The following is a 26,674-nucleotide window of genomic DNA, read 5'->3' as shown; positions in this document are numbered from 1 at the left end:
CTTCATGAAAAATCAAATCGGGGCTTCGGTATCTCGCAAATAATTTCTATATTTACCTCACGGCAGGCCCCTCGCCGAAGGCAGCAAAGAACTGATAACCCGAAACATGAACCCTTCAAAGAGATGACGGACACCGAGTTGGCACAGGAGATACGCCAAGACAACCATCTGGCATTCGCGATGGCGTACGACAAATACCACCGGCAACTCTATGCCTTCGCCTACCGATATACCCGCACAGGTTCGGCCGCCGAGGATATCGTCCAGCAGGCCTTCCTCAAGTTGTGGGAAAACCGTTCGCGGCTCGATCCGCAATCCGGACTGGGAGGCTATCTCTTTACCATCTCCAGAAATCTGACACTCAACGTGCTGAGATCCGGAATCCCCACCGACGGAGCCTGGGAACGAATGACAGAGAGGGATTCGGCCGGATTCCTGAATGAGCTCGAACGCCGCGACCTGCTCGACAAACTCGACCAGGCTATCGGACGCCTCTCCCCGCAGAAGATCGCCGTCTGCCGCATGAAACTCCACGAAGGGCTCTCGAATGCCGAGATCGCCGAACGGCTCCACATCTCGGTCAACACCGTCAAGGTCCTCTACCACCAGTCGATCCAGCAACTGCGCAAGATGATCGGAGCCGGGTGTCTGCTGCTACTCCTGCTGTTGGAAAACTGATCCACAACGGATCGGTCCGAAAAAATCGCTCTCCGGCATAATACTTTTCCCCGCGCCGTGTGTATTTATGATAAAACACGGCCCATGAAACCGACCTCATCCCCCCGACCCGAAACCGACCGCGACCTGTTGCTCGCCTTTTTCGAAGGAAACTGTCCTCCGGAACGCGAGGAGGAGGCCCGCCGGCTGCTGAAGACCCCCGCCGGACAGAGGATCGCCGCCAAGGCAATGGATCGGGACATCAAACAGGCACTGAACGATCCCCGCGCCCTGCTTTCGGAGGCCGTGCCGCAACCCTCCGCCGAACTGCGCGAACGGATTCTGAAAGAGATCGGCCGCCGCAGCCGCCGTCACAACCGCCTGCTCAAACTCCGGATGGCCGCGGCCGTCGCCCTGCCGCTCATTCTGCTCAACCTGCTGCTACTCACACAGCTGGAGCCCCGGGACGGCGTGGAGACTGCCAGCCGGAAGATCGTGGTCCCGGCCGGCGAACAGATGCACGTACTCATGGCCGACGGCACCTCCGTGATGCTCAATTCCGAAACGACTCTTGAATACCCCTCCCGCTTCGACCGCCGGCGGCGCGAGGTGAAACTCCACGGCGAAGCCTTCTTCACCGTGGCCAAGGATGCCAAACGCCCCTTTGTGGTCCAGACCGACGGTCTCTCGATCCGGGTGGTGGGGACACGGTTCAACCTCAACACGGCCTCGCCCGGCATCACCAGCCTCTATCTGCAGGAGGGAAAGGTGAGGGCCCGGGAGCTGGTCTCGGGACAGGAACGCAACTACGAACTGCACCCCGGACAACTGCTCGAACTGAACCGCGAATCGGGGGAAACCCTTCTGAAGAGCGATGCCGACTCGACACAGCTCATGGGGTGGATGCACAAACGATACTATTTCAAGAATACGCCGCTGCGTGATCTGCTCGCTTTCCTGGAGCGGAACTACGGCGTGGAGTGCCGCGTCTGCGACGAGAGTCTTTACAGGTACACCTATACGATCAACTTCTACAACGAATCCATCGACCAGATTCTCTCGGCTATGGAACGCATTACACCGCTGCGGATCGTGCGGATAAACGATTCGATCACCATCTACCCGCTCTAAAACCAAAAACCATGAAAACCGACCTGAACAAACCTCAAAACTTCCCGCCTATGACCTGACACCCCCCAATACCCAAAAAAGTCGGACATGCCCCACATGCCCGACCCGAATGGCAGAATCAGTCCTCTTTTTCCAATTCTAACCAACCGCAAATGTATGAAAAACAAATTACATTCGGGGGAAGTCGGGTCAAAAAAATACCCATTGGCCCGGATCGCTTTCCTGATTGTCTTTTTCGTGTTTTCGTCGACGACGAACCTGTGGGCCCAGAAAGTCACGTTGATCTTCTCGCAAACCCGGCTTGAACGGGTTCTGGACGAGATCTCCCGCCAGACGCACTATACGTTCGCCTTCAGCCCCGAGGTGGTCGACGTCACACGCAACGTCTCGATCCGCAAGACCAACGCCGATCTGAAGGAGGTTCTCACCGAACTCTTCGCCGGAACACGCATCTCGTACCGCATCGCCGACCGGAAGATCTTCCTGGCCGACCGTGCCACCATGAAGCAGGAACAGACCTGGACCGTCTCGGGAAAGATCTCCGACGAACAGGGCTCCCCGATCGTCGGAGCCACCATCCTGCTGCAGGGCACCACGCGCGGCACCACCTCCAATGCCGACGGTTCCTACCGCATCACCGTCCGTGAGAGCGACCGTTCACCCGTGCTGCTCTTCTCCTTCATCGGGTACGACCTGCAGCAGATTCCCGTCTCGCCCACGCGGTCGATCGTCAACGTGACGATGCGCGCCTCGTCGACAGCCATTCAGGATGTCGTGGTCACGGCCCTCGGCATCACCCGTCAGGAGCAGTCGCTCGGTTACGCCGTCTCGAAGGTCGACAACGAAGCGCTGAACACCACCGTCTCGAGCAACTGGCTCAATTCGCTCTCGGGCAAGGTCGCTGGTCTGAACCTCGAAGGCACCTCATCGGGACCCGGCGGCTCGCTGCGCGTGACGCTGCGCGGCGAAGGTTCGCTCTCGCACGACAAAAACACGGCGCTCTTTGTCGTGGACGGCATTCCGATCAGCAGCGACATGACCGCCAGCAGCTCTGCCTCGCAGACCTTCGACACCGACGCCCCGATCGACTACGGCAACGGCGCCAGCGACCTCAACCCCGAGGACATCGAATCGGTATCGGTACTCAAGGGTCCGGCCGCTACGGCCCTCTACGGATCGCGGGCCGCCAACGGCGCCATCATCATCACCACCAAATCGGGCCGCACGACCAAGGGCATCGGCGTTTCGTTCAACTCGTCGTTCACCTTCGAGCGTGCCGGCTACTGGCCCGACTTCCAGACCGAATACGGTGCCGGAAACGGCAACCTCACCAACGTCATCCAGCAGCGGTATTACAACTACTGGACCGTCCGGGCCGAGGATGCCGAAGACGGCATCGAAGCCCCGACGCGCATCTATTCGCGCATGGGCTTCGGACCGAAATTCGAGGGTCAGATGTTCTACCAGTACGAATCACGCGACTGGGAGACCGGCAAATACCACAAACTCCCCTGGCAATACAACGACAACTGGTACAAGGGACTCTTCCAGACCGGCATCACCTACAATAACAGCGTATCGGTCGAGGGCAGCAACGGCAACGGCACGTCGGTCCGCCTCTCGATCCGCGACTCGCGCAACAACTGGATCGTTCCCAACACGGGATACAACAGCCAGAACATCAGCTTCTCGGTCAGTTCCAAGCTCAACCGCTTCATCTCGCTCAAGGGCAAGGTGACCTACTACCGCAAAAACAGCGACAACCTCCCCATGTCGGGTTACAACCCCGCCGCACCGCTCTATACGCTGCTGTGGAATCCGACGGTCATCGGCGTGGATTCCTACGCCCGGGAGTACTACAACGACCGGATCCGCCAGATGTACGAAGCCGGTACGGAGTATCTGCTCATCAACTCCTCGTACGCCGACAACGTCTACATGCAGCTCTACCAGCAGCTCAACACGCTGGATCGTGACCGCGTCTACGGCAACGTCGCCCTGACGCTCAACCTGCACAAGAACCTCACGCTCGACCTGCGTTCGGGTGTCGACTTCTACAACGACTTCCGCACCCAGCAGAAACCCTGGTACTCGTACGGCTACAAGTACGGCTACTACAAGGAGCAGACTGTGCGCAACTACGAGATGAACAACGACTTTCTGCTCACCTACAAGCGCCGCTTCGGCGACTTCGACCTCACGGCCTCATTCGGCGGCAACAACATGGTCTACAACTACCAGAACGTACAGCTGACGGCCAAGGACGGTCTGCAGGAGTACAACATCTACAAAATCAACAACTCGCGGTCGACGCCGCTCTCCTACGTGCGCCGCAGCAACAAGTCGGTCAACAGTTTCTACGGACTGGTCAACCTCTCGTGGCGTGACATGATCTTCCTGGACATCACCGGCCGCAACGACTGGTCGAGTGCCCTGGCTCGCGGCAACAACTCCTACTTCTACCCCTCGGTGAGCACCAGCATCCTGCTCGATCGGCTGCTCAACCTCGGGGACAGCGCGCCGTGGATCAACATGCTCAAGATCCGGGGATCGTGGGCCAACGTCGGCAACGACACCTCGCCCTACAGCCTGAACCACGTCTACTCGTCGAGCAATTTCGCCAGCGCCTACTACCTCTCGAGCACCATTCAGAATCCCGACATCAAACCCGAAAACGTCGAGAGCTTCGAAGTGGGTACCGAAGTGCACCTCTTCGACAACATCTGGTCCTTCGACGCCACCTACTACCACTCGAGCACCACCGACCAGATCATCGGTGTACCCGTCGACCAGGTCACCGGCGCCACCAGCAAACTTATCAATGCCGGCGAAGTGCGCAACGAGGGTGTCGAACTCTCCACGCGCATCGTCCCCATCCGGACGAAGGACACCCGCTGGGAGATCAACCTCAACTGGAGCAAGAACTGGAACCGACTCGTCAGCCTCGCCCCGGGCGTGGAGGTCTGGCAGATGAACTCGAACATGAACGTCAGCGGCAACATCTACATCAACGCCTATCCGGGAACGGAGCTGGGCCGGCTCTACGGCCGCGGCTACAAACGGGCTCCGCAGGGCGCCTTCTACGTCGACGAGAACGGCGCGAAGATCGACTGCTCGGGACAGGTCATCGTCGACGCCGCGAGCGGTGCTCCGGTCCTCACCGGCACGGAGGACCCGCTGCTCGATCTGGGCAGCATCTACCCCGACTGGAAGGCCGGCATGACCCATACGTTGTCATACAAGAACCTCAAGCTCTCGCTCACCTTCACCGGACAGTGGGGAGGCAACGCCTACTCGGTCACCCACTTCGCACTGGCCTACCAGGGCAAGCTGAAGAACTCGCTGCCGGGCCGTTACGCCGGTCTGATCCACGAGGGCGTCAACCTCAACGACGACGGAACCTACCGCCGGAACACGACCATCACCAAGGATATCGTCGACTACTACAGCACCTATGTCTACGCCCGCGAGAATGCCGAAAACAACACCTTCGACACCTCCTTCCTCAAGTTCAAGGAGCTGCGCCTCGAGTACACCCTTCCGAAACGGATCTGCGAGAAGCTGAAGATCGTCCAGAGCGCCTCGCTGGCCTTCTATGCCACGAACCTCTTCTGCTGGACCAACTTCCCGATCTACGATCCCGAAGCCGGATACATGGTCGGCTCCTCCATCAACCGGGGTATCGAGGCCGGCGCCTATCCGTTGACCCGCACCTACGGTCTGAACCTGAAACTGAACTTCTAATACGCTGAACCATGAAAAAAATCAAATATCTCGCCCTGGTCATCGCCGCGACGCTGGTTTCCGGTTGCGAACACCTGTTCGACGAATACAACACGGACCCCAACAGCATCGAAATGTGGCAGATCCATCCGGAGGGCATGATGGAACAACTGCTCTTCTCGGCAGCCGACGGCCTGATGTACGGCACCTGGCAGCTCAACGGCGAGCTGATGCAGTACACCGTCAGCCTGCAGGCCGAGAACATCCATCGCTACATCATCCGCGACGCCTTCGTACAGACACCCTGGAGCTACCTTTCGCGTCAGGCGGCCAATGCCGACCACATGCGGCGTCTGGCCATCCTGAAGAACGAGCCCAACTGCGAAGCCATCGCCCTGACCATGCGGGCGCTGATGGTTTCGAACCAGACCGACCTGTTCGGCAGCATCCCCTTCAGCGAAGCCTACAAGGGGCGTGACACGGTAGCCATCACCCAGCCCCGCTACGACACGCAACAGGAGATCTATACACAGCTGCTCGAGGATCTCGAACGGGCCAACTCGCTCTACAACGTCAACAAACCCCTGCAAAGTCCCAACAAGGATCTCCTCTACGGCGGCGACCTGAGCAAATGGCGCAAATTCACCAATTCGCTCCACCTGCGGCTGCTGATGCGTCTGAGCAACCGCGACGAGGAGATGCAGGTCTCGCAGAAGATGCAGGCGATGCTGAACAATCCGTCGACCTACCCGATCTTCACGGACAACAGCGACAACGCCATGTACGTCTACACGAACATCTCGCCCAACATCAACCGCTTCGGCAAATATACCGAGAAGAACTTCTCGTCGAACGTGCGGGTGATGGCCGAATACTTCATCAACCTGCTCAACGAACTGGGCGACCCGCGGCTGCCGCTCTACGCCGTGCTGCAGGGCGACACGTGGCAGGGTCTGCCGAGCGGTTACCCCACCACGGAGACCATCAACAACGGCAGCGCCACCCTCAACAAGGCCATTCTGGGCGACTACACCTCGCCCTACTGCTTCATGCGCTACGACGAGGTGCTCTTCATCCTGGCCGAAGCCACCTACCGCGGCATGATCAAGGGCGGCGAGATCCAGGCCCAGCGCTACTACGAACAGGGCATCCTCGCCTCGATCGACTACTGGGACAGCATCAACCCCTCGTCGGTGCACATCAACGAGCTCCAGAAGGAGCAGTACCTCCAGAAGACGACCTACAACAACACCCTGAAGCAGATCATGGAGCAAAAGTACATCGCCCAGTTCTGGTGCGGCTACGAGGCGTGGGCCGACTACCGCCGGACGGGTTATCCGGAGCTGATCATCGGTACGGGCACCGACAACAACGGCGTGCTTCCGACCCGTCTGATGTATCCCCAGCGTTCGCAGCAGACCAACAGCGAGCACTATGCCGAAGCGGTCGAGCAGATGGGCGGCGACAACATGCGCATTCCCGTATGGTGGAGCCTGAAGGCCGTCAACAACTGATTCATTCACACGTAATCCTACTATTTCATGAAAACGATACGATTTCATTCGAATCTTCTGCTGCGCCTGGGGCTGATCTTCGCGCTGGGGCTCTCGGGAAGCGCCTGTTCGCAGGACGAGACGGCAGCGGACGAACCCTACGTACGCTTCGGCGAAGAGATCCGGGAGATCTCCTACGACCGTGCGGGCGGCGCGCAGGATTTCGAAATGTATACCAACATGGGCGACTGGACCATCGAGACCACCTTCGCCGAGGATGAGGAGTGGATCGACATCTGGCCCCGCGAAGGCCACAACAGCGGCCGTTTCACCATCACCGTCGGCGAAAATACCGAAGCCTTCGCGCGTTACGGCACGGTCAACGTGGTGGTCGGCGGCAAATCCGTCAAATCGTTCACCGTCCGCCAGGCATCGGGCGACGTGATCTTCGCCCTCGGCATGGGCAACAACACCCTGAAGGCCTCGGCCCAGGGCAGCGAATTCAACATCGCCCTGCAGACGAACGTCGGCTGGAAGGCCGAAGCCGTCGGTGAAGCCGCCTCGTGGATCGAGTTCGGCGAGGCCACGGACAGCACCCAGATCGTCAGCGTGAAGCCCAACAGCGGCGCCGAACGAAGCGGCGAGATCCGTTTCTTCGCCCTCGGCACCGGACTGGAAGAGTTCTACACCAACGTCATCATCAAGCAGTTCGACCAGGAGCACGACCCCTACAACGGAACGCAGCAGACCATTGCCCAGATCAAGCAGCGCCTCAACAACGGCATCGGACACATCACCGAGAACCTCTGGGTGGAGGCCACCGTGGTCAGCGACCCCTCGCTGCTCAATATCGAAAGCAATCAGATGGTGGTGCAGGACGAGAGCGGGCAGGGCATTCTGATCGAGTTCGCCAACACGAAGGATAACATCTACAAACTGAACGACAAGCTGAAACTCCATCTCTACGAGGCCGAGTTCGTGCAGGATCCCGTGACGATGGGTTCGAAGCTGGCCGCCTTCACGCCCAATGCCATCTTCGACCAGTCGGCGGGCGAGCCGATCCAGCCGGTGGAGGTGACAATCGACCGGCTCGACAACTACGAGAACACGCTGGTCAAGCTGCCGAGCGTCGAGTTCTCCGTGCCGCTGGGCACTCTCTACAACAGCCAGGAGGATCAGTACGACCAGACGTCCGCCGGTTCGGTCAACCTCCAGGCCGAGCCCTACACGGACGGTCACCTGCGCTATGTGCACATCCTGCGCGACGCTACCGGAAACTGGACCAAACTGCTGACCCGCAGCTATTTCCTCGAGCGCTACAACCGGATCGTGCCGCAGGGTGCCTGCTCGGTCACGGGCATCGTGATGAAATACACGAAGAACAACCTGACGGAGAATACGCTCCGCGTCCGCACGATCGGCGACATCGAGGGTTCCGACGACGAATCGACCCGTCTGACCCGTACGCTCGTGCAGTTCGGGCCCTTCGACTGGAACGCCATCCCGCTGGAGAAGGTGACGCCGGTCGTCGGTTCAGGCGAGATCAAGACCACGGCCTTCAAGGGGCTGCAGTCAACACAGAGCATCGCTCTTGAGCTCGGCTACAGCCATACGCGCAACATCCCGGGAGTCCTCACCGTCGGAGCGAACGGCAAACAAACCGTCACCCCGCCCGAAAACGGCCAGGAGAACACCTATCCCTACATCCTCGCCCGTGACTTCTGGAATCACACCGGTTCGTCGATGAACCGCGAAGGCAGCACCGATCCCGACTACAAGGGCGAGGCCTGGGTCTTCAACGTCACCGACTTTGCCCCCTCGGGCGGCGATCTGTGGCTGACCTTCACGATCGCCAGCAGCTGGTACGGCCCGTTGGAGATGTGCATCGAATGGGCCGACAACGAAGATGCCCCGCTGAACGAGTATCACCCCATTGAGGAGTTCGTCAGCCCGCTGTGGAACGAAGGCGGAGCTTTCCATCTGCGGCAGTTTACGGCCAAACTCCCCGACGAACTGAAATCGAAGCGCAGTTTCACCATCCGCTTCCGCGCCACGGAGAACCACCGTGCCGGAGCCAACGGTCTGGCCATCAGTTCGGGCGGCTACTCGGGAATCAGTTTCTGGGCCCTCACCGAACAAAAATAATCCACCACTCTCCTCTCTCCGGAGCCGCCCGCACGGAGACTCCGGGCGAGGAGGGATTCAACCCGAAAGAACCTAAATGCAAGACGCAATGAAAAAACATACCTTCCATACGCTCTGGCTGTTGAGCTGCCTGATGCTCTCGCCGTGCGTGTTCTCGTGCCAGAACGACGAAACGGCCGGGGATACCTTCCAACAGGAGAAGCTCGTCACCCACCTCTACGTTCCGGAGACAACCTTCTATGTCTCGGCCATCGAAACGCTGACCATTCAGGGCAAGGGATTCCAGGCCGGCGACCGCTTCTGCCTGCGCGGCAACGGCTCCGAAGAGATTCCGCTGGAGACCTCCGCCCTGGAATCCACCTACGTCACGTTTGCCGTTCCGCGGGATCTCGCAACGGGCGAATACACGCTGACGCTGGTGCGCGGTACCGAGGAACAGGCGCTGGGCATTCTGAAATTCCGCCAGAGCATCGACCTGAACGTTCCGGACAAACCCGGCATGACGATCCGCGGAGCCGTCTTCTGCGGCGAAAAGGCCATCCAGGGAGCCGTAGTCTCGGACGGCGTCGAGGTGACCACCACCGACGAGAGCGGCTACTACTGGCTTCCGTCGGAGAAGTACCACGGCTACGTCTTCGTCACGATCCCCTCGGGGTATCTGCCGCTGGCCGAAGGCTCTCTTCCGCAATTCTGGCAGCCGCTCACGGGGTCGCTGCTCGAACACGAACAGCACAACTTCGAACTCGTCGAAACCGACAACGACAACTTCACCCTCTTCGTCACCACGGACATCCATCTGGCCAACCGCAACAGCGACCTGACGCAGTACAATTCGATTGTCGTGCCCGATCTGCTCGCCTCGATGGAGGCGTGCGGCACACGGCCCTTCTACACGATGGTGCTGGGCGACATGTCGTGGGACCAGTTCTGGTATGCCAACAAGTTCAACCTCGAGAACTACATCACCACGCTCAACGAAGCCGAACTCCCCTCGCTGTTCTTCCACCTGCCGGGCAACCACGACAACGACCCCTACTGTCCCGATGACTTCAAGGCCGAAGCCGCCTACAAGGAGCTGCTGGGCCCGACCTATTACTCGTTCAACCTCGGGAAGGTCCACTGCATCGCGCTGGACAACAACGTCTACATCAACAACGGCGGCGCAGAAGGGGTGTCCGGCGACCGGACGTTCCGCAGCTATCTCACGCAGATACAGCTCGACTGGCTGCGCAAGGATCTGGCGCTGGTCGACAAACAGACCCCGATTCTGGTGGGGCTCCACTGCCCGATCTTCGGATTCAACAGCGACCTGGAGGTGACCAACGCCATGTATGCCGAGAGCGACCGGACGAATCTGCTCAACTGCTTCGAGGGCTTCACCGACGTCCACTTCCTCACGGGGCACACCCACTACAACCACAACACGGTCTACTCCCCCTCGATCATGGAGCACAACACGGCGGCAGCCTGCTCGACGTGGTGGTGGACGGGCAAATACGGCAACGGCCAGGTCTGCCGGGACGGTTCGCCGGGCGGCTACAGCATCTTCGAGATCGACGGTACGAAGATCAAATGGCGCTACAAGGGTTTCGGACTCGATGCCGACCGGCAGTTCCTCACCTACGACATGAATCAGGTAAAACGCCACTTCAGCATCAACCAGATGGCCGTGAACTTCCTGAAGGTCTACCCCTCGCGCGACGACTACCGGGACGTGGGCGAGAATATCGTCTACATCAACGTCTGGAACTGGGATGCCGACTGGGAGATCAAGGTCAACGACGGAACACGGGATCTGCCCGTCGATCAGATCTACCAGCGGGATCCGCTCCATACGATCAGTTACGACGTGCCGCGCGTCTCCGAGGCGGGCGAGTATACGCAGTCCTTCGCCTCGACGCCGCTCATCCACCTCTTCTCGGTTCAGGCGCCCGACGCCAACACCACGCTGACGATCACCGTCACCGACCGTTTCGGCAACGTCTACAAGGAGGTAATGTCCCGTCCGAAGAGTTTCTCGACCAACAGCTACAACCAGTAATCGAATCCAAAACAGACCAACATGAAAACGTTCAGCACATATCTGTATCTCCTGCTGTGGTTCGTCGGAGCGTCCGCGGCCACGGCCTGCAGCGACGAACCCGAACCCCGTCAGGACTTCGTGGAGACCGGACTGCAGGAGCTCGACATCAACAAGCGCGGACTCGATGCCGAAGGCGAAACTCCGGTCATCGACGTCCGTTCGAACACCTACTGGATGATCCGCACGCAGACACAGGCCGAATGGCTCAACTTCTCCCCGACGGCCGGATCGGGCGATGTGGAGGTGGTCGTCGAGGCGGCCCCGAACAACGGGGCCGAACGTACGGCCGTCCTCGTTTTCGAAACCCGGCAGGGCGAAATGAAACGATTCACCGTCCGGCAGTCCGGTGCGGAGAGTCGGGTCACCTTCTACGAAGGCCGTTTCGGCGACGGAGCCTCGCAGCTCTCCATCAACCGGTTCGAGGCGTGGGAGAATCGGGGCATCGGCAGCCTGCGCTGCCAGTACTGGGGTACGGATGCCCTGGTCGACAGCCGTTCACCCTCGACGGGCTACGACGGAGCTTCGGGCGGCAACAACATTACCTTCGGGAGTGACGATGCCGACTTCATGCTCGGAGGCATCGATCTGAAGGGCGACATCAACTTCCGTCTTTCGTTCGCCAGCATGACCTCCGATGCGGCGTTCGATCCCGACGCCCTGCAGCTCTTCATCAGCAAAGACCGCCAGAACTGGACCCAGCTCACCTATACGCGTTCAACGGCCGCCGCCTGGGAGCGGAGCGAACTTCCGTTCTACCTTCCCGAGGGGGTTTCGCAGCTCTACGTGCGCTTCCACGGCGCCAATGCCCGCAACTACCGGATCGACGATATCGAACTGGCCGAGGGCGACGGCAGCGGTCAGACCATCACCTTCGTCGAGGACATCGTCGAGTACGAGACCTATACGATCTTCGACGAGACCTTCGACTGGTGCGTCGGCAAGGCGGGCGAGGACAACAGTACGCTGCCCGGATCCGACAACGGAGGCCCCACCTACCATAACGGCTGGTCGGGAACGCGCGTCTACCAGCATCCGGGCTTCGCCAAGATCAGCACGTCGAGCAGCCGCGGCTGGCTCACCAGCCCCGCCATGACAGCCATCGGCGAGAAACGGGTGACGGTCACGCTGAGCTTCAATGTCGGCATCATGAACACCGACCTCGGCCGCTTCATGATCAAGGTCCACAACAGCGGCACGATCGACGGAGAGTCGGAGGTCGAATACGAACTCACGTCGAGCAACAAATGGGAGAGCATGACGCTCTACATCGTTGGCGCGACCAAGGAGACCCAGATCGAATTCACGGGTATCCAGGACAAGCTGAACCGTTTCTTCATCGACAACGTGAAGGCAACCTTCGTGGACATCAAGGAGGAGTAACGCGCCCCTCCGGTCGGAGCCACGCCCCTGCCGTCTTTTGCGGCAGGGGCTCTTTTTGGAAGCCCGTTTCCACCGTCGGAATTTGCCCGAACGGTGAAAAATCCGCATCTTTGCACGTCGCAAAATTCCGAAAAACATGCTCTACACCGAAGATACCCGCATCGAAGCACTGGCCGTACACGTAGTCGGCAACCAGTCGAAGGACGAACCGCTGCTCGTCTCGCCCGGTCTCTCGCCCCAAACCTCGGACGAGGAACTCATGCGCACGCTGACCTCCTATTTCCTCGACGGTTTCAAGGAGGAGATCCTCTACAACCTCCATCACGAAAGCGATCTGTCGTGCAACGAAGTCTGGAACTTCGTCGGGCGGATCTTCGACGACCCCTCGACCCTCTACGAAAACTCGGTGAATCTGGCCCGCCACCTCTACGCCTGCGGCACGCTGCCCCAGATCAAGGGCGGCGAGTTCTATGTCGTCTGCTTCCGTAACTGCCGCGGTGCCGGTGAGACGGTCGATGCCGTCGGGCTCTTCAAGTCCGAGACGCGCGACACCTACCTCGACGCCCATCCCGAAGAGCAGGGAGTACGCCTTGCAACCCACCAGGGTATCGACATCAAACACCTCGACAAGGGAGCCGTGATCTTCAACCTCGATCGCGACGAGGGCTTCGTCGTGCAGATCGTCGACAACACCAACCGCACCGAAGCCCGCTACTGGATCGACGACTTTCTCCACGTGCGCGAGCGCCAGGACAGCTACCACCAGACGCACAATGCCCTGGCCATGTGCAAGAAATACGTCACGAAGCATCTGGCCCGGGAGTTCGACGTCTCGAAGGCCGACCAGGCCGAACTGCTCAACGAGACGATGAACTACTTCCGCGAGCAGGACAACTTCTCGATGTCGGACTTCTCCGAACGGGTGATCCGCCAGCCGGAGGTGGCCGAGAGTTTCGCCCGCTTCAAGCAGGCCTACGAAGAGGAGCGCGACATCCGCATCGAGGATGAATTCGGCATCTCGGATGCGGCGGTCAAGCGGCAGGCCCGGGCCTACAAGAGCGTGATCAAACTCGACCGCAACTTCCACATCTACATCCACGGCAACCGCGACCTGATCGAGCAGGGTCAGGACGAAAAGGGCAAATATTACAAAGTCTACTACCAGGAGGAGGAGTAACCGCCGCCGCTGGTATCCGGGCCGACAACCGCCGCCACAGACATCCGAGCCGGAATCCGTCCCGACGAACCGCCGCCGGCCGCCGCCGGCCGCCGCCCCGCAACCGACAACCGACAACCGACAACCGACCATACCCATGATTCGCCAATGCACCTTCACGCTCCGTCCTCACGGCCGGGGCTTTCATCTGGTGACGGATGAAATCCGCCGCCACCTGCCCGAGCTCCCCGCAACGGGGCTGCTGCACCTCTTCATCCGCCACACCTCGGCGGGGCTTTCGATCAACGAGAACGCCGACCCCGACGTACGGCAGGATCTCGAAGCCATCTTCAACCGGCTGGTCCGCGAACGCGAAAGCTACTACACCCATACGCTCGAGGGAGACGACGACATGCCGGCCCACGCCAAATCGGCTCTCGTGGGAGTCGATCTGACAATCCCGATCATCGACGGGCGTCTCGGGCTGGGGACCTGGCAGGGGATCTACCTCTGCGAGTTCCGCGACCGGGCCTCGGGACGGCAGATCACGGCCACGATCCTCGGCGAATAGCCGATCCCCCGAAGAGGAACGGCCCCGAAAAAGCGACATCGGCACAACAGGACGGGAGATTCCAAAGAGGGGATGGAATCAAAAAATTCCTATCTTTGCCCCGCAGAGCCTTCCGAACGAAGGTCGAAAACCGAACACATGGAAGCTGTCACCCAATTTCTGATCGACTGGGGCTACTGGGGCCTCTTTCTCTCGGCCTTCATCGCCGGAAGCGTGCTGCCGTTCAGCTCCGAGGCGGTAATGGTCGTACTGGTGCGCATGGGGCTCGATCCGGTGGGATGCGTTGCGGCCGCCGCGCTGGGCAACACCCTCGGAGGCATGACCTGCTACTGGATCGGCACGCTCGGCCGCACGGAGTGGATCACCCGTATCGGGGTCTCCACGCGCCAACTGGCCCGGGCCCGCAAGTTCCTCTCCGGCCGCGGTGCACTGATGGCCTTCTTCTCGTTCCTGCCCACGATCGGCGAAGCCATCGCCATCGTGCTGGGGCTCATGCGCAGCAACATCTACCTGACGGCCGGCTCGATGCTCGCGGGCAAGACGCTGCGCTACATCGTCATCCTGGCCTCGTTCGAAGGGGTCGTCTCCCTCTTCTGACAATCCGCGGAGCACCTCTCCTCACACAGAAAAACGCTCCTCACACACAAAAAGCGGACGGCCCGAAAGCCGTCCGCTCCTCTCTGATCTCATTTTAGCGCCGTTCCGCCGGGAACCCGAGGACCCCAATATTCCATACCGGATCCCGGCAGAATCAACGCACCAAAACTCCCTGTTATTACCAGGTTGCCTCCAGATACTGCGGATCGGAGGACAATCCGTAGGCATCATACCCGTGACCGGTCTGGTCAACCACCTTGTTCTTCAGGTTCCAGCCCGAGTAGGATTCGCTCATCGAAGCCGGTTCGCTGGCGTCCATCTTCCAGTAGGCCAGCAGATCGGGCGACTGCGGATCGGCAATCACCAGATCCTTCACGTTGGCGATCTCGCTGGCCGAGAGTGCCCGGGTCCAGACACGCGCCTCGGCCAGATAGCCGTCGAGCGGACGGTTGCTGTTGTAGTTCGAGGCGCAGCCCAGGCCAAAGCCGATACCGCGGCCGTTCCACAGCTGAACCTGCGAAATGTCGACCGTTTCGCCCTTGTGGGTCGTCTCGGTAATGAACTGCCCGTCGATGTAGACGCGCAGCGAACTGCGGGTCCATACGGCCGCCACGTGATACCACTGGTTCGTGGCGCACGGAGCGTTGATCGCCGCCGGCTGATAATCGCCCTTGCAGACCTGAAGCACGTCGTAACCGATCTTCACATCGCCGAAACGCATGCAGACGTTTCCTTCGAGACCCATGATCGAGGAGATGTAGGGATCGCTCTTCTGGAAACTCTTCGCATAGACCCGGCACTCGAGCGTCAGCTCCGGCAGGGCCGACAAGTCCCGCGTACCCTCTTGTCCGCGCTGATCGTAGAAGCCCGGCACGATGTACTTGTTGCCCGAACCGATGTAGACGCCCTTGCCGTGAACCGGTGCGCGGAAGACGAGGTAGAGTGTACTCGACGCGTCGAGAATCGACATCGAGCCGTCGGTCTGCACGATCCGCATCGGCAGGCAGTAGAACGTACCCGGCTGAAGCGCCTCCTTGACGACGATTTCAGCCTCATCCGAGACGCTGGTGCCGGCCTTGATGGTCACCTCCTGCTTCTCGAAATCGTAGAGCTTCTCATCGAGCAGCACGCACGTACGGCCGTAGCGCGAGTTGTAGGCCTCGAGCAGTTCGGGGCAGACCTGCAGCGTCGCGTGCGTCTCATGGCCGACAATCTGCGAGGCCGAGACCGAGAAGGTGGCCTTCTCGCCCGCCTGCGTGATGGTGACGATCTTCGCCGGCTCACGCTGTGCCTCCGTGATGTAGATCGCGGGCTCGTATTGGGCAGCCTCCTGGCAGCCCGCAAGTGCGGCAACCAGTGCCAAAGAGGCCCATATCTGTTTCATTTTCATGGTTTAAGTCGTTTTGATCGGTTAATTTTTCGGTGCATAGGCCTCGAACTCACAGATGTTGCAGGCCCACGTGTAGGGAACGATGGTCATGCGGATGTAGCGGCACTCCACCGGACTGCGCAGTTGCAGATAGCGCCCGTGCCGTCCGTGAGCGCGAGCTCGACCGTTCCCGAGGCCTGCGCCACCCACTTCTGGCCGTCGAGGCTCATCTCGATGTCGCGCAGATTCTTGAACGAGGAGTCGATGGATCCCATCCGCCAGTCGACAATCGTGCGGGGAGCTGCCAGGTCGATCTTCACCTTGATTTCGGGGGTCTCCTCCGTGAAGGCAGTCCATCCGCCGGTCAGCTGTCCGTCGGACATCGCCGTCGTGTAGTCCTTTTCGTTGGCCGTAAAGGTCCAGCCCGAGATCGCGACCGTATTGGCCATCTGCCTGGATTTCAGGCTTACCCGCACGTAGAGCACCTCGCGGGCCGTATTCGGGGCAACGCCCTCCACACCCGAACAGTCGATGCGCACGGCGGCCAGATACTCCTTGCCGGCCTCGAGACCCTTGCCCGTGATGATCATCTGCACGGGAGTCTCCGCGGAGGAGTGCCGCTCGCCCGCCGCAAAGTGGAGCGGTGCCGTGAAGGTAACGCTCGCAGGATCAATGGCCTCGTATTCCGTATAGTTGTACTCGTTGTAGGGCCCGACAAGCGAGGAGTCAAGGATCAGCGGGAGGGTCATCTCCCCGGCAGCCACGGCCGACAGCGATCCCGACAGCGGAATGGTCACGGCCTCGGTGGCACCCGACGGGGAGGGCGTCAGTTCGACCGTCGTCTCACCGGCCTGGTCGAGCGTCAGGAGGTTCTTCGTATAGTCGCCCTGCGGCGCGGGATTGGCGATCTGGATCGCCTCGCGGATATACTTGTAGGGCATGCTGGCGTTGCCGTACTCATACTCCATGTGGTAGGATCCGAAGCCGGCCGAGGTCTCCTCGAGGGCGAAGTAGGCCATGCCCAGCAGCGAGGGGATCGACGTGCCGTTGTAGCCGTAGCTGGTGCCGCCGGTCTGCCACAGCGACTCGAAGTTCTCCGTGAAGATGATCTGCTCGGGACGCCAGCCGCGGCCTGCGGCACTCTGCGTACGGCTGCGGAGGTTGCCGGCGCCGGAGCAGTTGTAGGCCTGCGAAACGGCATAGTCGCACAATTCGCCGATGTTGGCCGGCAGCCAGTTGCTGTCGATGTTGCCGTCGATCAGGAACAGGCGCCCCGTCCCCGACTTGGGACCGATATACTTGCTCAGCTCCTCGGCAAAACGCTTGAAGTTCTCCGGGTTCTTGTTCATCGGGCCCTGGTGGTCGACGGCCGTCTCGAAGTCGATGTCCATACCGTCGTACTGGTACTTGTCCATCGAGTCCTTGCCCCAGGCCCTGGCGTAGGCCACGATACCCTCCTCGGTGATCTGGCCGTTGACCTTGAACTCCTCGGGCATGTCCTTGGCCGAGATACAGAAGACGACCCGCGTCCCCTTGATCTGCTGCACGTAGGCCTTGTCCTCGAGCTGTTCGGGGCTCAGGCTGTGCCACTGGCTCCAGATCGAGATGATGTCCATCGAGTCGGGCGCACTGCGCAGGCGGCTCTGCTCCGAGGCGCCGATTCCCGTCCAGGAACCGTACCAGCCGAAGGCCAGTTTGTGATCGGTCTGCTTGTAGGCGCGCAGACGGGCGTAGTAGGCGTCGTCACGCAGAATGGGCGACTGCTTGTCCGGATACTGGATACGGACCGGTTCGGGCGTCGTCATCTTCTCGCACGCGAAAAGCAGGGCCGCGCCGGCCATCACGGTCAATATATGAATCAGTTCTCTTTTCATCTTGATTAGTCTGTTTTACTTGGATAAGGTCGCTTATTTCTTGTTGTCCCACCAGAGTTTCGTACCGCCGGCATCGGGGCCGTCGAGCAGCCGCACGGCCGCACGGACCGCTCCGGCATTGTTCGAATACTCGAGTTTGGGGAAGACCATGCGGCGGATCTGCGTCTCCTTGCTGATGGTCGGATCCTCGCTGTTGGCCACGATCGGGAACAACCGCGGGAAGCCCGTACGACGGAACTCGGCCCAAGCCTCCATGCCGTTCGGGAAGAGGGCGATCCACTTCTGCGTAATGATGCGCTCGAGTTCGTTGCCGTCGTCCTGCCACTTGACCGTCACCCGGCCGCGGGCGCTGATCGAATACTTCGTCGGGTTCTCCGAAACGTCGGTGAAGGTCGCCGGCGTCTTCTCGCTGGCCAGATAGGTCGCAGCCTCGTTTGCCGAGAGTCCGTTCTCGGCAAACGACAGGCGGACACCCTCCTCGTAATTGCTCTTCGCCCCCGCATTGTCACTCGTCATCAGGCAGTACTCGGCCTTCAGGAAGGCCACCTCCGAGGCCAGCAGCCAGTTCATCGGCGTATCGGTCTGAATGTTCGGGGCCGACATCTTCGTGTAGAACTTCTGCTCGGTGGCGCCCAGACCGTTGCGCACGCCGTGGAAACCGCCTCCGTCGATCGTCGCGGGCTGGAACATCGAAGCCCGGCGCGGATCCTCGTAACCGTTCAGGTAGGAGTCCATCGAGGCACTCATGCGGGCGTCGTTGTACGAGTTCCAGATCATCTCCATCGGGTTGTTGATCGTAATCTGGCGGTAGCTCTTCAGCATGGCGTTGTCGGCCGTCGAGGTGATCACCCCGCCATCAATGGCCTCGCGGGCATACTGCAGCGAGAGGTCGGGCTCGACGTAGCGGATACGGATCGCCAGGCGCAGCTTGAGCGAATTGGCGAAGCGCAGCCACTTGTTCAGATCACCCGCATAGATGGCATCGACCTTCTCGAGCGACTTGTCGCCGGGCGCCACGGCAATCTGTGCCTTGAGGGCCTCGATCGAACGGTCGAGCGTCTCGAAGAAGTGGTGATAGAGGGTCTCCTGCGAATCGTAGGGGCTGACCGACTCCCCGAAATGGAGCACCGGCAGCGGACCGTACATGTCACTGGCTCGGTGCAGCGTCAGCACCTTGAGGATATCGGCCACGGCCATGGCGTGGGCGCTCAGCAGCCCTTCGTCATACCCCGCCTTGAGCATCAGCCAGGCAGGCATCACCTGCGTGAAGGCCACCTCGAAGACCGTATTGCTCCAGTTGTTGGCCGTCAGGTTGTAGACCATCGGGTTGCTGCCGCCGTCGAAGTGGTTGGCGCAGGCCATATAGCCGGCATAGTGGTCGGCCAGCAGGTTCCAGCCCGTCTGGTAGCGGTTGACGGGGACAGTCGTTTCGCCCGTCGTCGGATAGGCGGCATCGAGCTCCATGGTGGTGATCAGCGAGGCCTGATCCACCACCTGGGCGGCGTTGGGATCGGTGTTGTAGCTCTCGAACTCACTCGTGCAGGCGGTAGCCGCAACGGCCATCGCGGCCACGGCTCCGACCCATATCTTGATTCTGTTCACAGTCGTTTTCATGAATGGTTGGTATTAGAATTGAAGCCGTACGCTGAATCCGATCGTCCGCACGCTCGGCTGCATGAAGAAGTCGAGGTTCTGGTAGTAGGTGCTCGTCGAGGCGGTCACCTCGGGATCGAACGGCGCCTTGTTGTAGAACATGAAGAGGTTGCGGCCGACGAGCGACACCGTCGCACGCAGCTTGTCGTTGAACCACGACGAAGGCAGGTCATACCCCAGCGTCAGCTCGCGCAGACGCACGTTCGTCATGTCGTAGACATACCGCGAGAGCATGCCCATGCCGTCGCCCGAGTTGGCATAGAACTCCTTGACGCCGGAGATCGTCTGCTTCTCCGAGATGCGGACACCTCCCGCCTCGCGGGCATCGGCCGAGGCCTGCGACACGCCGAAACGGTCCATCAGGGCCTGCGTCACCGAAACGCCGCGGCCTCCGATGCGGGCGTCGACCAGCACGCCGAGCGATATGCCCTTCCACGAGAACTGGTTGTTCCAGCCCATGCGGTAGCGGGCATCGGTATTGCCGGCGTAGATCCACGTATCGGGGTCGATCGTCACCGTACCGCCGTTGGGATCGACGTAGATCTGACCCTGGTCGTCGGTCTTCAGACCCGTCACGTAGAAGTCACCGATCGAACCGCCGGCGCGCAGCTTCACGCGGTAGCCGCCGTAGTCCATGTTCACCTCCGGGAGCGACACTTCGGCACCCGTCACCGGGTCGATCGTCCCCTCGGGAACCAGTTCGCGGATCTTGTTGCGGTTGAGCGAGAAGTTGAACGACGTCGACCAGGCGAAGTCACCCCACGTGTTGTTGTATCCGGCCACGGCCTCGACACCCCAGTTGTTGACCTTTCCGGCGTTCAGATACGACTGCTTGTAACCCGTGCTGGGCGGCGCATCGTAGAGGAACAGCTGGTTGTAGGTGTTCGTATCGTAGTAGGTGGCGTCGAGCCAGATCCTGTTGCCGAGGAACTTGGCGTTCATACCCACCTCGAACGACTTCGTGCGCTCGGGACGCAGGTGGGAGGCCGGAGCATAGGTCTGGGTGGTGATCACGCCGTTCTTGATCGCGTAGTTGGGGCCCGTGATGAAGCGCTGCGGGGGGTTACCCACCTCGGCATACGAGGCGCGCACCTTCAGGAACGAGATGCCGGCCTTCGAGAGATCGGCCATCGACGAAATGACGGCCGACAGACCCACCGAAGGATAGAAGATGTTCAGTTGATCGGTGAAGGCCAGCTGCGAGGCCCACTCGTTGCGGAACGTGGCATCGAGGTAGAGCATCCCCTTCCAGCCCAGCTGCAGCGTGGCATAGATCGCCTGGTTCTGGTCGTGGTAGTTCTCCTCCATGGGCAGCGTGTTCAGGTCGCTCGAGACGATATTGTTGTAGGTGAACTTGTTCGCAATGCCGGCCAGGTGACCCTCATAGCCCGTCAGGGCGTTGCGGTCGTCGGTCAGGCTCGCTCCGAAGTTGAACTGCACGGAGAAGGCGTTCTCCCAGAAGCTCTTGTCGATCGACAGCAGCGCATCGGCGTAGAGGTTGCTGTGACGCGACGTGTGGTTCAGGTAGTTTCCGTACTCCGAGGCGAAGAGCGGGTTGGACGAGGCGTAGATCTTGCGCGTGTAGTTCATCACCATGTTGTCGGTGCGCACGCGGCCCGTCAGGCTCATCCAGTCGAAGAGGTCCCACTTCAGCGTGGCGTTGAACGTATAGCGCTGCATGTTGTTCTCGAAGATCTCGCGGTTGACCACCCAGTAGGGGTTCTCGACACCGTTGATGAACTCCAGCCCCCAGAACTGCTCGCTGTAGCCCAGACTCGGGTTGTAGCGCTCGTAGAGCTGGTATTTCGAGATATCGTCGCCGCGCGGGAAGAGGTAGACACCGATCAGCGGGTTGTGGTAGATACCCTGGATCAGCGGGTTGCGGCTGTACTGCTTCATGTACGAAGCGCCCAGATCGAGCGTCAGCTTGTCTTCGACCAGAGCCGTCGTGTTGCGCAGCGAGAAGTTGTAGCGGTTGTAGACGTTGTTGGGGATGATACCGCGCGTGTTGACCGAAGCGGCCGAGAAGTAGGTCTGGTTGCGCTTCGTACCGGCGGTGATGCCGATGGCGTTGGTCTCGTCGAATCCCGTCTGGAAGAAATCCTTCGGATCGTACGACGAGGGCGTGGCCAGCTTCTCGCCCCAGCTCATCGACGGCGAGTTGAGATCCGTGCCGTAGGTGTTCTGGAACTTCGGCATGACGAACGGCGACGAGAAGGTCGTGCTGTTCGAGTAGTTCACCCGCACGCGCCCCTCTTCACCACGCTTGGTCGTGATCAGGATCACGCCGTTGGCACCCTGCGAACCGTAGAGTGCGGCGGCCGTGGCGCCCGTCAGCACCGACATCGACTCGATATCCTCGGGGTTGATGCTGGCAATACCCTCGTAGTCACCGCCGTCGGGGGTCTCGTAGATACCCTCGGTCTGCTTCGAGCGCAGGCTCGGCAGCGGAATACCGTCGACGACATAGAGGGCGTTGTTGTCGCCGTTGAGCGACTTGACACCACGCATCACCACGCGCGTCGAACCGCCCGCACCCGAGGCGCTGGCATTGATCTGCAGACCGGCGATCTTGCCCGAGAGCGAGTTCATGAAGTTGGCGTCCTTGACCGTGTTGACGATCGAGCCGGCAACCTCCTGCACGTTGTAGGTCAGGGACTTCTCCTTGCGCTTGATACCGAGGGCCGTAACGACCACGGCATCGAGCACCTCGTTGTCCTCGTGCATGACCACGGCCAGCGACGTGACGGCACCCGTCACCGGAATCTCCTGTTTCGTATAGCCGATCAGCGAGATCTCGAGCACGTCGCCCGGCTTGGCCTGCGGCAGCGAGAAGTTGCCGTCCAGGTCGACCGCCACACCGATGGTCGTCCCCTTCAGCAGGACGGTGGCGCCCACCAGCGGCATCCCCTTGTCATCCTTGACCGTACCGCTCACGCCATTGTGCGCGGCGGACGCTGCGGCCGGCGAAGAGGCCTTGCGCGAGAGGACGATGTGTTTGTCACGCAGCGTGTAGGCGATGTCGAGCCCCGCAAAGAGGCGGTCGAGCACACTCTCAAGCACCTCGTCATGCGCCGAGAGGGTCACCTTGCGCTCCGTATCGATATCGGAGGTGTTGTAGACGAACGAATAGCCGGTCTGTTGTTGAATGGATTGGAATACCGTGATGATGGCGGCATTCCGTACGCCGAGGCTTACGCGGGGAGCCGATTGCGGCGTCTGGGCCGCGGCCCGGGCACTCGAATATCCCGACAAAAGCATCGAGACAAGCAGCAGGCTGCGGAAACATAGGGCAACAATCCGCCCCGCCTTGCCTGCAACAAGGTTGAAAGTTTTCATAAAAAGGTTAAAGTAGGTTGGTAATGTTTTCAGGTCGTTTTCGCCGCGGTTTACCGCGGGCAGGAGCAGGTCGGTCAGTTCTCCATAGGCAGCAGAGGTCTTACGGTTTCAAGTTAGGTTTTCGGGGTTGGTTGGTATTTGGTCAGGTTGGGCCGGAGCCGGGATCCGGGTTGGAGGGGTTTCCGGCCGGCCTTCAGTTGGCGTATATTTCGATGTCGTCACCGACGATCCGGTAGTTGAACTTGTAGGTCAGCTGCAGCACCGACATGATGTGGTAGATGCCGTCCTCGACCTGGAAGTCGCCCGAGAAACGCAGCCCGCGCAGCGCATCGTCCTTGAAGCGGATATCGACATTGTAGTAGCGGTTGAGCTCCCGGACAATCTCTTCGAGGGTATTGTGTTCGAAGCTGAAGCGGCCGTAGATCCAGTTGATCGAGCGTTCGGCCGTCGGGATATCCGACAGCTGCATGTCTTTCGTATCGGTATGGAAGAGCAGCTGCTGCGAGGGGCGAAGCCGCAGAGCGGGCCGGTGCTCCCCCGTGACGGAGGCCTCGACCGATCCTTCGAGCAGAACGGTGGTTATCAGGTGCTTCTGCGCATCGTTCCGGATATTGAAACGCGTTCCCAGCACCCGGATATCGAGGCCGTTGGTCGAGACGACGAACGGAGCATGCCGGTCGTGCGACACCTCGAAGTAGGCTTCGCCGTCCATCTTCACGCGGCGCTTGCGCGAGAAGAACGAGGCGGCATACTCCACGCGGCTCGACGAATTGAGCCAGACCTTCGTGCCGTCGGGCAGCACGGCCTGCGAGCGTTCGCCGAGTTCGGTATAGACGACAACCGGACGAGTCAGCCGCTCGACGGAGGTCCGGGCCATCCAGCCGCCGGCCAGCAGCACGACGGCCACGGCCGCAGCGGCCGTCACACGCTTCAGACCGCGGATCCACACCATCCGCCGAACCCGTTCGCGGAGCCGCGTGCGGCAAAGCCCGTAGGCCTTTTCCACGTCGATGCGGGCCGTATCGTTGATGCGGTCGTTGAGATAGAGCAGCCGATAGATCTCGCCCAACCGCCGACGGTTGGCCGGCGAGGCATCGTACCAGGCCTCCACCGCGGCACGCTGCTGCGCGTCGAGTTCTCCGCTCAGATAAGCGGCCAGCGTCGCTTCGTTGATTTCAAAATCCGCCATTTTCATCTGCTTGTCTGCATAGTAATACAATCCGCCGGTAAAAGTTACTAACGGAGAGACGCATTTTTTTCACTTTTTTTTCAGGAAAGCCTGTTTCCGAGCACCAGCGCGATCAGAGGCCAGTATTCGCGCAGCTCGTCGCGCAGCAGGCGGACGGTCTGACCGATGCGGTAGTTGACCGTCTGGGGCGAGACGTGGAGGGCCTCGGCGATCTCCCGGTGGGTCATCCCCTCGAGACGGTGCATGCGGAACGTCTGCCGAAACTCCGCAGGCAGTTTGTCCAGGGCCTCGTTCAGACGGCGCATGAGTTCGCCCTCGAGGTAGAAGTCCGGATCGTCGAACTCCTCCTCGCAATCCCGGGCCAGTTCGCGGAAGATGCGGTTGCGGACCGTATGGCGCGAGGCGCTGTTGATCGACTTGTTCTTGACGATGGTGAAGAGCAGCGACTTGAGCGGCATCTCGGGAAGCAACGTCATGCGGTGTTCCCAGAGCCACATCATGGTATCCTGCACCAGCTCTTCGGCCCGGTCGATGGTCACGAAGCGGGTTGCATAGGTGCACAGGGGTTTGTAGTAGCGCCGGAAGAGCGCATGGAAACACGCTTCGTCGCCGGCATGGAGCAGTCGGACGACCGTACGGTTGTCCTGCATGTCGACCACCTGTTGCGTATTTTCGCTGGCAGCTCTCATCTGCGCGCTCCCGGGGATCTCCGAGAATCGGGAGCCGAACAAAAATACAATAATATCCGTGATTTGCAAAAAAAAAACGGGACATGCCGCCCCGCGCCACCGCCCTCTGGATCCCGCCAGCGACCCCAGCGCTCAAAAAAAAATCCGGCCCCGACACGCCGGGACCGGACCTCACAACTACTATTCTACTATGACAAAAACCTTTTCGGTACAATCATCCGGGCAACACGGCTCCGGAAAGAGGCCTCCGTATCCGGAGAGGCGGCATTACAGCCGTCAGGCCTCGGTCGACGAGAGCGGTGCAGCCAGCGCATAGGTGCGCGACGAGAGCTCCTTGTCCAGCATGTAGAGGCCGAACTTGTTGCCGTCGACCGCTTCGCAGGCGGCGATCATCTCACGGGCCGTCTCCTCCTCCTCGACCTGCTCGTTGACGAACCACACGAGCATGTTCGACGAGGCGTAATCGTGGTCTTCGGCGGCGATCGAGACCAGACGGTTGATCATCTCCGTCACCTCCTTTTCATGCTTGAGCGTATCCTGGAACATCTCCAGCGGCGAGGCCCATTCGGTCCGTACGGCCTCGATCGGACGCAGCGTCACCTTGCCTTCGCGCGTCAGCAGGTAATTCATGATGATCCGGGCGTGGTCCTGCTCCTCGCGGAACTGAACGTAAAACCAACTGGCAATGCCCTTCAGCCCCTTGGCCTCGGCATCCGCCGACATCGAAAGATAGAGATACGCCGACCACATCTCGGCATTGATCTGCGCATTGAGCGCCTCGTGCAGCTTTTGACTCAACATAGCGGTAACGTTTTCAGGTTGTATGGTTTCTGTTTGCAAAGGCAAAGATAGATAGTTTCCGGTTATTCGCAAAGAAATTCCGATCATATCATTTTATACCACCATCAGCAGAAACGATACGCGGCATCCGACCTGCAAATCGGATGCCGCAATCGTTGCCGGAGGTTGGTTTCGGGGATCAGTCGTCGATGTCGACCAGGCGGAAGCTGCTGTCGAACTCCAGATCCAGCCCGTTGTCCAGCTCGACGTCGTAACCGCGGCGATCGCGGTCGAGGCTGATGATCCGGCGCTGAGCGAAACGGGTCGAGACACAATCCCGGATCGGCCGGGGAACAATCTCGGCCGGGACTTCGCCATACTTGCACTCGATCTCCTTCCAATCGCCGTTCCGCCGGAATTCGACCTTCGAACCATCGACGAAGAGGACCTTGTAACTCTTGTCGAAGAGCTCCTCGTCGACCTTGGCATAGGAGACTTCGAGCCCCTTGAAATAGGTATTGATAAATTGCTGCGACGAAGCGGGGAGCTCCCCGACGGAGATCATCCGGTCGTTGCCGGCCAAAGCCGCAACGGTCGTGCATACGGCCAGCAGGGCGGCCAAAAGAATCGTGAACTTTTTCATAATCGTCTGTAATCGGTTTCCGTTATTTCCTGCTGCAAAGTTCCAACGCGAAACTGAAACGAATCTGAAAAACGATTGCGGCATCCGATTTGCAGGTCGGATGCCGCGTATCGTTTCTGCTGATGGTGGTATAAAATGATATGACCGGAATTTCTTTGCGAATAACCGGAAACTATCTATCTTTGCCTTTGCAAACAGAAAC

Annotated in this window: 18 protein-coding genes; 10 read left to right on the top strand and 8 right to left on the bottom strand. The window is 60.2% G+C overall.

Translation table 11 applies throughout. The features are described 5' to 3' along the window. Window positions 1-123 precede the first annotated feature (123 nt). The 10 genes from B5G09_RS10985 (at window position 124) to B5G09_RS10940 (ending at window position 14,936) form a co-directional block, all read left to right on the top strand. Complete coding sequence (locus B5G09_RS10985) at window positions 124-678, top strand: RNA polymerase sigma-70 factor (RefSeq protein WP_087310852.1); 555 nt, start codon at window positions 124-126, stop codon at window positions 676-678. Between the two features lie 84 nt (window positions 679-762). Beyond that, window positions 763-1,788: a FecR domain-containing protein gene (locus B5G09_RS10980; RefSeq protein WP_087405176.1), complete on the top strand. Its 1,026-nt coding sequence runs from the start codon at window positions 763-765 to the stop codon at window positions 1,786-1,788. A gap of 204 nt (window positions 1,789-1,992) precedes the next feature. Then, window positions 1,993-5,532 (top strand): SusC/RagA family TonB-linked outer membrane protein, encoded by a 3,540-nt coding sequence (locus B5G09_RS10975; RefSeq protein WP_241147643.1) that lies wholly within the window; start codon window positions 1,993-1,995, stop codon window positions 5,530-5,532. A gap of 11 nt (window positions 5,533-5,543) precedes the next feature. Further along, entirely contained in the window at window positions 5,544-7,025 is a 1,482-nt protein-coding gene (locus B5G09_RS10970; RefSeq protein ID WP_087310846.1) for a SusD/RagB family nutrient-binding outer membrane lipoprotein, read from the top strand. A 27-nt stretch (window positions 7,026-7,052) separates the two neighbouring features. Next, complete coding sequence (locus B5G09_RS10965; protein ID WP_087405174.1) at window positions 7,053-9,149, top strand: DUF5689 domain-containing protein; 2,097 nt, start codon at window positions 7,053-7,055, stop codon at window positions 9,147-9,149. An 88-nt stretch (window positions 9,150-9,237) separates the two neighbouring features. Continuing rightward, window positions 9,238-11,190 (top strand): calcineurin-like phosphoesterase family protein, encoded by a 1,953-nt coding sequence (locus B5G09_RS10960; protein ID WP_162608266.1) that lies wholly within the window; start codon window positions 9,238-9,240, stop codon window positions 11,188-11,190. A 21-nt stretch (window positions 11,191-11,211) separates the two neighbouring features. Continuing rightward, on the top strand, window positions 11,212-12,612 hold the full coding sequence (locus tag B5G09_RS10955; RefSeq protein ID WP_087405172.1) for a BACON domain-containing protein: 1,401 nt from the start codon (window positions 11,212-11,214) through the stop codon (window positions 12,610-12,612). Between the two features lie 136 nt (window positions 12,613-12,748). Continuing rightward, the gene (locus B5G09_RS10950; RefSeq protein ID WP_087405171.1) at window positions 12,749-13,789 is read left to right on the top strand and encodes a nucleoid-associated protein; all 1,041 of its coding nucleotides are present in this window, start codon (window positions 12,749-12,751) and stop codon (window positions 13,787-13,789) included. Window positions 13,790-13,925: 136 nt separating this feature from the next. Beyond that, window positions 13,926-14,339: a secondary thiamine-phosphate synthase enzyme YjbQ gene (locus B5G09_RS10945; protein ID WP_087310835.1), complete on the top strand. Its 414-nt coding sequence runs from the start codon at window positions 13,926-13,928 to the stop codon at window positions 14,337-14,339. A gap of 138 nt (window positions 14,340-14,477) precedes the next feature. Further along, window positions 14,478-14,936, top strand: a complete 459-nt coding sequence (locus tag B5G09_RS10940) for a DedA family protein (RefSeq protein WP_087405170.1) — start codon at window positions 14,478-14,480, stop codon at window positions 14,934-14,936. 178 nt (window positions 14,937-15,114) lie between these two features. On the opposite strand, the gene B5G09_RS10935 is transcribed toward B5G09_RS10940, so the two are convergent. The 8 genes from B5G09_RS10935 to B5G09_RS10900 form a co-directional block, all read right to left on the bottom strand. Next, the gene (locus tag B5G09_RS10935; protein ID WP_087310831.1) at window positions 15,115-16,326 is read right to left on the bottom strand and encodes a DUF1735 and LamG domain-containing protein; all 1,212 of its coding nucleotides are present in this window, start codon (window positions 16,324-16,326) and stop codon (window positions 15,115-15,117) included. Between the two features lie 86 nt (window positions 16,327-16,412). Beyond that, window positions 16,413-18,179: a glycoside hydrolase family 18 gene (locus tag B5G09_RS10930; RefSeq protein WP_087405169.1), complete on the bottom strand. Its 1,767-nt coding sequence runs from the start codon at window positions 18,177-18,179 to the stop codon at window positions 16,413-16,415. A gap of 33 nt (window positions 18,180-18,212) precedes the next feature. Then, window positions 18,213-19,793 carry a SusD/RagB family nutrient-binding outer membrane lipoprotein gene (locus B5G09_RS10925; RefSeq protein ID WP_087405168.1) on the bottom strand — a complete coding sequence of 527 codons (1,581 nt, stop codon included), beginning with the start codon at window positions 19,791-19,793 and terminating at the stop codon, window positions 18,213-18,215. 12 nt (window positions 19,794-19,805) lie between these two features. Beyond that, window positions 19,806-23,171, bottom strand: a complete 3,366-nt coding sequence (locus B5G09_RS10920) for a SusC/RagA family TonB-linked outer membrane protein (RefSeq protein ID WP_087405167.1) — start codon at window positions 23,169-23,171, stop codon at window positions 19,806-19,808. A gap of 193 nt (window positions 23,172-23,364) precedes the next feature. Further along, the gene (locus B5G09_RS10915) at window positions 23,365-24,360 is read right to left on the bottom strand and encodes a FecR domain-containing protein (protein ID WP_087405218.1); all 996 of its coding nucleotides are present in this window, start codon (window positions 24,358-24,360) and stop codon (window positions 23,365-23,367) included. A gap of 80 nt (window positions 24,361-24,440) precedes the next feature. Continuing rightward, entirely contained in the window at window positions 24,441-25,049 is a 609-nt protein-coding gene (locus tag B5G09_RS10910; RefSeq protein WP_087405217.1) for an RNA polymerase sigma-70 factor, read from the bottom strand. A 276-nt stretch (window positions 25,050-25,325) separates the two neighbouring features. Beyond that, window positions 25,326-25,850 (bottom strand): ferritin, encoded by a 525-nt coding sequence (locus tag B5G09_RS10905; RefSeq protein ID WP_087310823.1) that lies wholly within the window; start codon window positions 25,848-25,850, stop codon window positions 25,326-25,328. A 178-nt stretch (window positions 25,851-26,028) separates the two neighbouring features. Continuing rightward, complete coding sequence (locus B5G09_RS10900) at window positions 26,029-26,472, bottom strand: PepSY-like domain-containing protein (protein WP_087310821.1); 444 nt, start codon at window positions 26,470-26,472, stop codon at window positions 26,029-26,031. Window positions 26,473-26,674 lie beyond the last annotated feature (202 nt).

This window comes from Alistipes sp. An54 (assembly GCF_002159375.1).
In the GTDB taxonomy this organism is placed as follows: Bacteria; Bacteroidota; Bacteroidia; order Bacteroidales; family Rikenellaceae; genus Alistipes; species Alistipes megaguti.
The sequence above is the reverse complement of the archived record's forward strand: the minus strand, read 5'-3'. Positions and strand labels throughout refer to the sequence as shown.

Bases quoted from the DNA above. Each gene is read 5' to 3' on its own strand.
- B5G09_RS10985 (WP_087310852.1), top strand. From the start codon at position 124: ATGACGGACACCGAGTTGGCACAGGAGATACGCCAAGACAACCATCTG.
- B5G09_RS10980 (WP_087405176.1), top strand. From the start codon at position 763: ATGAAACCGACCTCATCCCCCCGACCCGAAACCGACCGCGACCTGTTG.
- B5G09_RS10970 (WP_087310846.1), top strand. From the start codon at position 5,544: ATGAAAAAAATCAAATATCTCGCCCTGGTCATCGCCGCGACGCTGGTT.
- B5G09_RS10965 (WP_087405174.1), top strand. From the start codon at position 7,053: ATGAAAACGATACGATTTCATTCGAATCTTCTGCTGCGCCTGGGGCTG.
- B5G09_RS10960 (WP_162608266.1), top strand. From the start codon at position 9,238: ATGAAAAAACATACCTTCCATACGCTCTGGCTGTTGAGCTGCCTGATG.
- B5G09_RS10955 (WP_087405172.1), top strand. From the start codon at position 11,212: ATGAAAACGTTCAGCACATATCTGTATCTCCTGCTGTGGTTCGTCGGA.
- B5G09_RS10950 (WP_087405171.1), top strand. From the start codon at position 12,749: ATGCTCTACACCGAAGATACCCGCATCGAAGCACTGGCCGTACACGTA.
- B5G09_RS10945 (WP_087310835.1), top strand. From the start codon at position 13,926: ATGATTCGCCAATGCACCTTCACGCTCCGTCCTCACGGCCGGGGCTTT.
- B5G09_RS10940 (WP_087405170.1), top strand. From the start codon at position 14,478: ATGGAAGCTGTCACCCAATTTCTGATCGACTGGGGCTACTGGGGCCTC.
- B5G09_RS10935 (WP_087310831.1), bottom strand. From the start codon at position 16,326: ATGAAAATGAAACAGATATGGGCCTCTTTGGCACTGGTTGCCGCACTT.
- B5G09_RS10930 (WP_087405169.1), bottom strand. From the start codon at position 18,179: ATGAAAAGAGAACTGATTCATATATTGACCGTGATGGCCGGCGCGGCC.
- B5G09_RS10925 (WP_087405168.1), bottom strand. From the start codon at position 19,793: ATGAAAACGACTGTGAACAGAATCAAGATATGGGTCGGAGCCGTGGCC.
- B5G09_RS10920 (WP_087405167.1), bottom strand. From the start codon at position 23,171: ATGAAAACTTTCAACCTTGTTGCAGGCAAGGCGGGGCGGATTGTTGCC.
- B5G09_RS10915 (WP_087405218.1), bottom strand. From the start codon at position 24,360: ATGGCGGATTTTGAAATCAACGAAGCGACGCTGGCCGCTTATCTGAGC.
- B5G09_RS10910 (WP_087405217.1), bottom strand. From the start codon at position 25,049: ATGAGAGCTGCCAGCGAAAATACGCAACAGGTGGTCGACATGCAGGAC.
- B5G09_RS10905 (WP_087310823.1), bottom strand. From the start codon at position 25,850: ATGTTGAGTCAAAAGCTGCACGAGGCGCTCAATGCGCAGATCAATGCC.
- B5G09_RS10900 (WP_087310821.1), bottom strand. From the start codon at position 26,472: ATGAAAAAGTTCACGATTCTTTTGGCCGCCCTGCTGGCCGTATGCACG.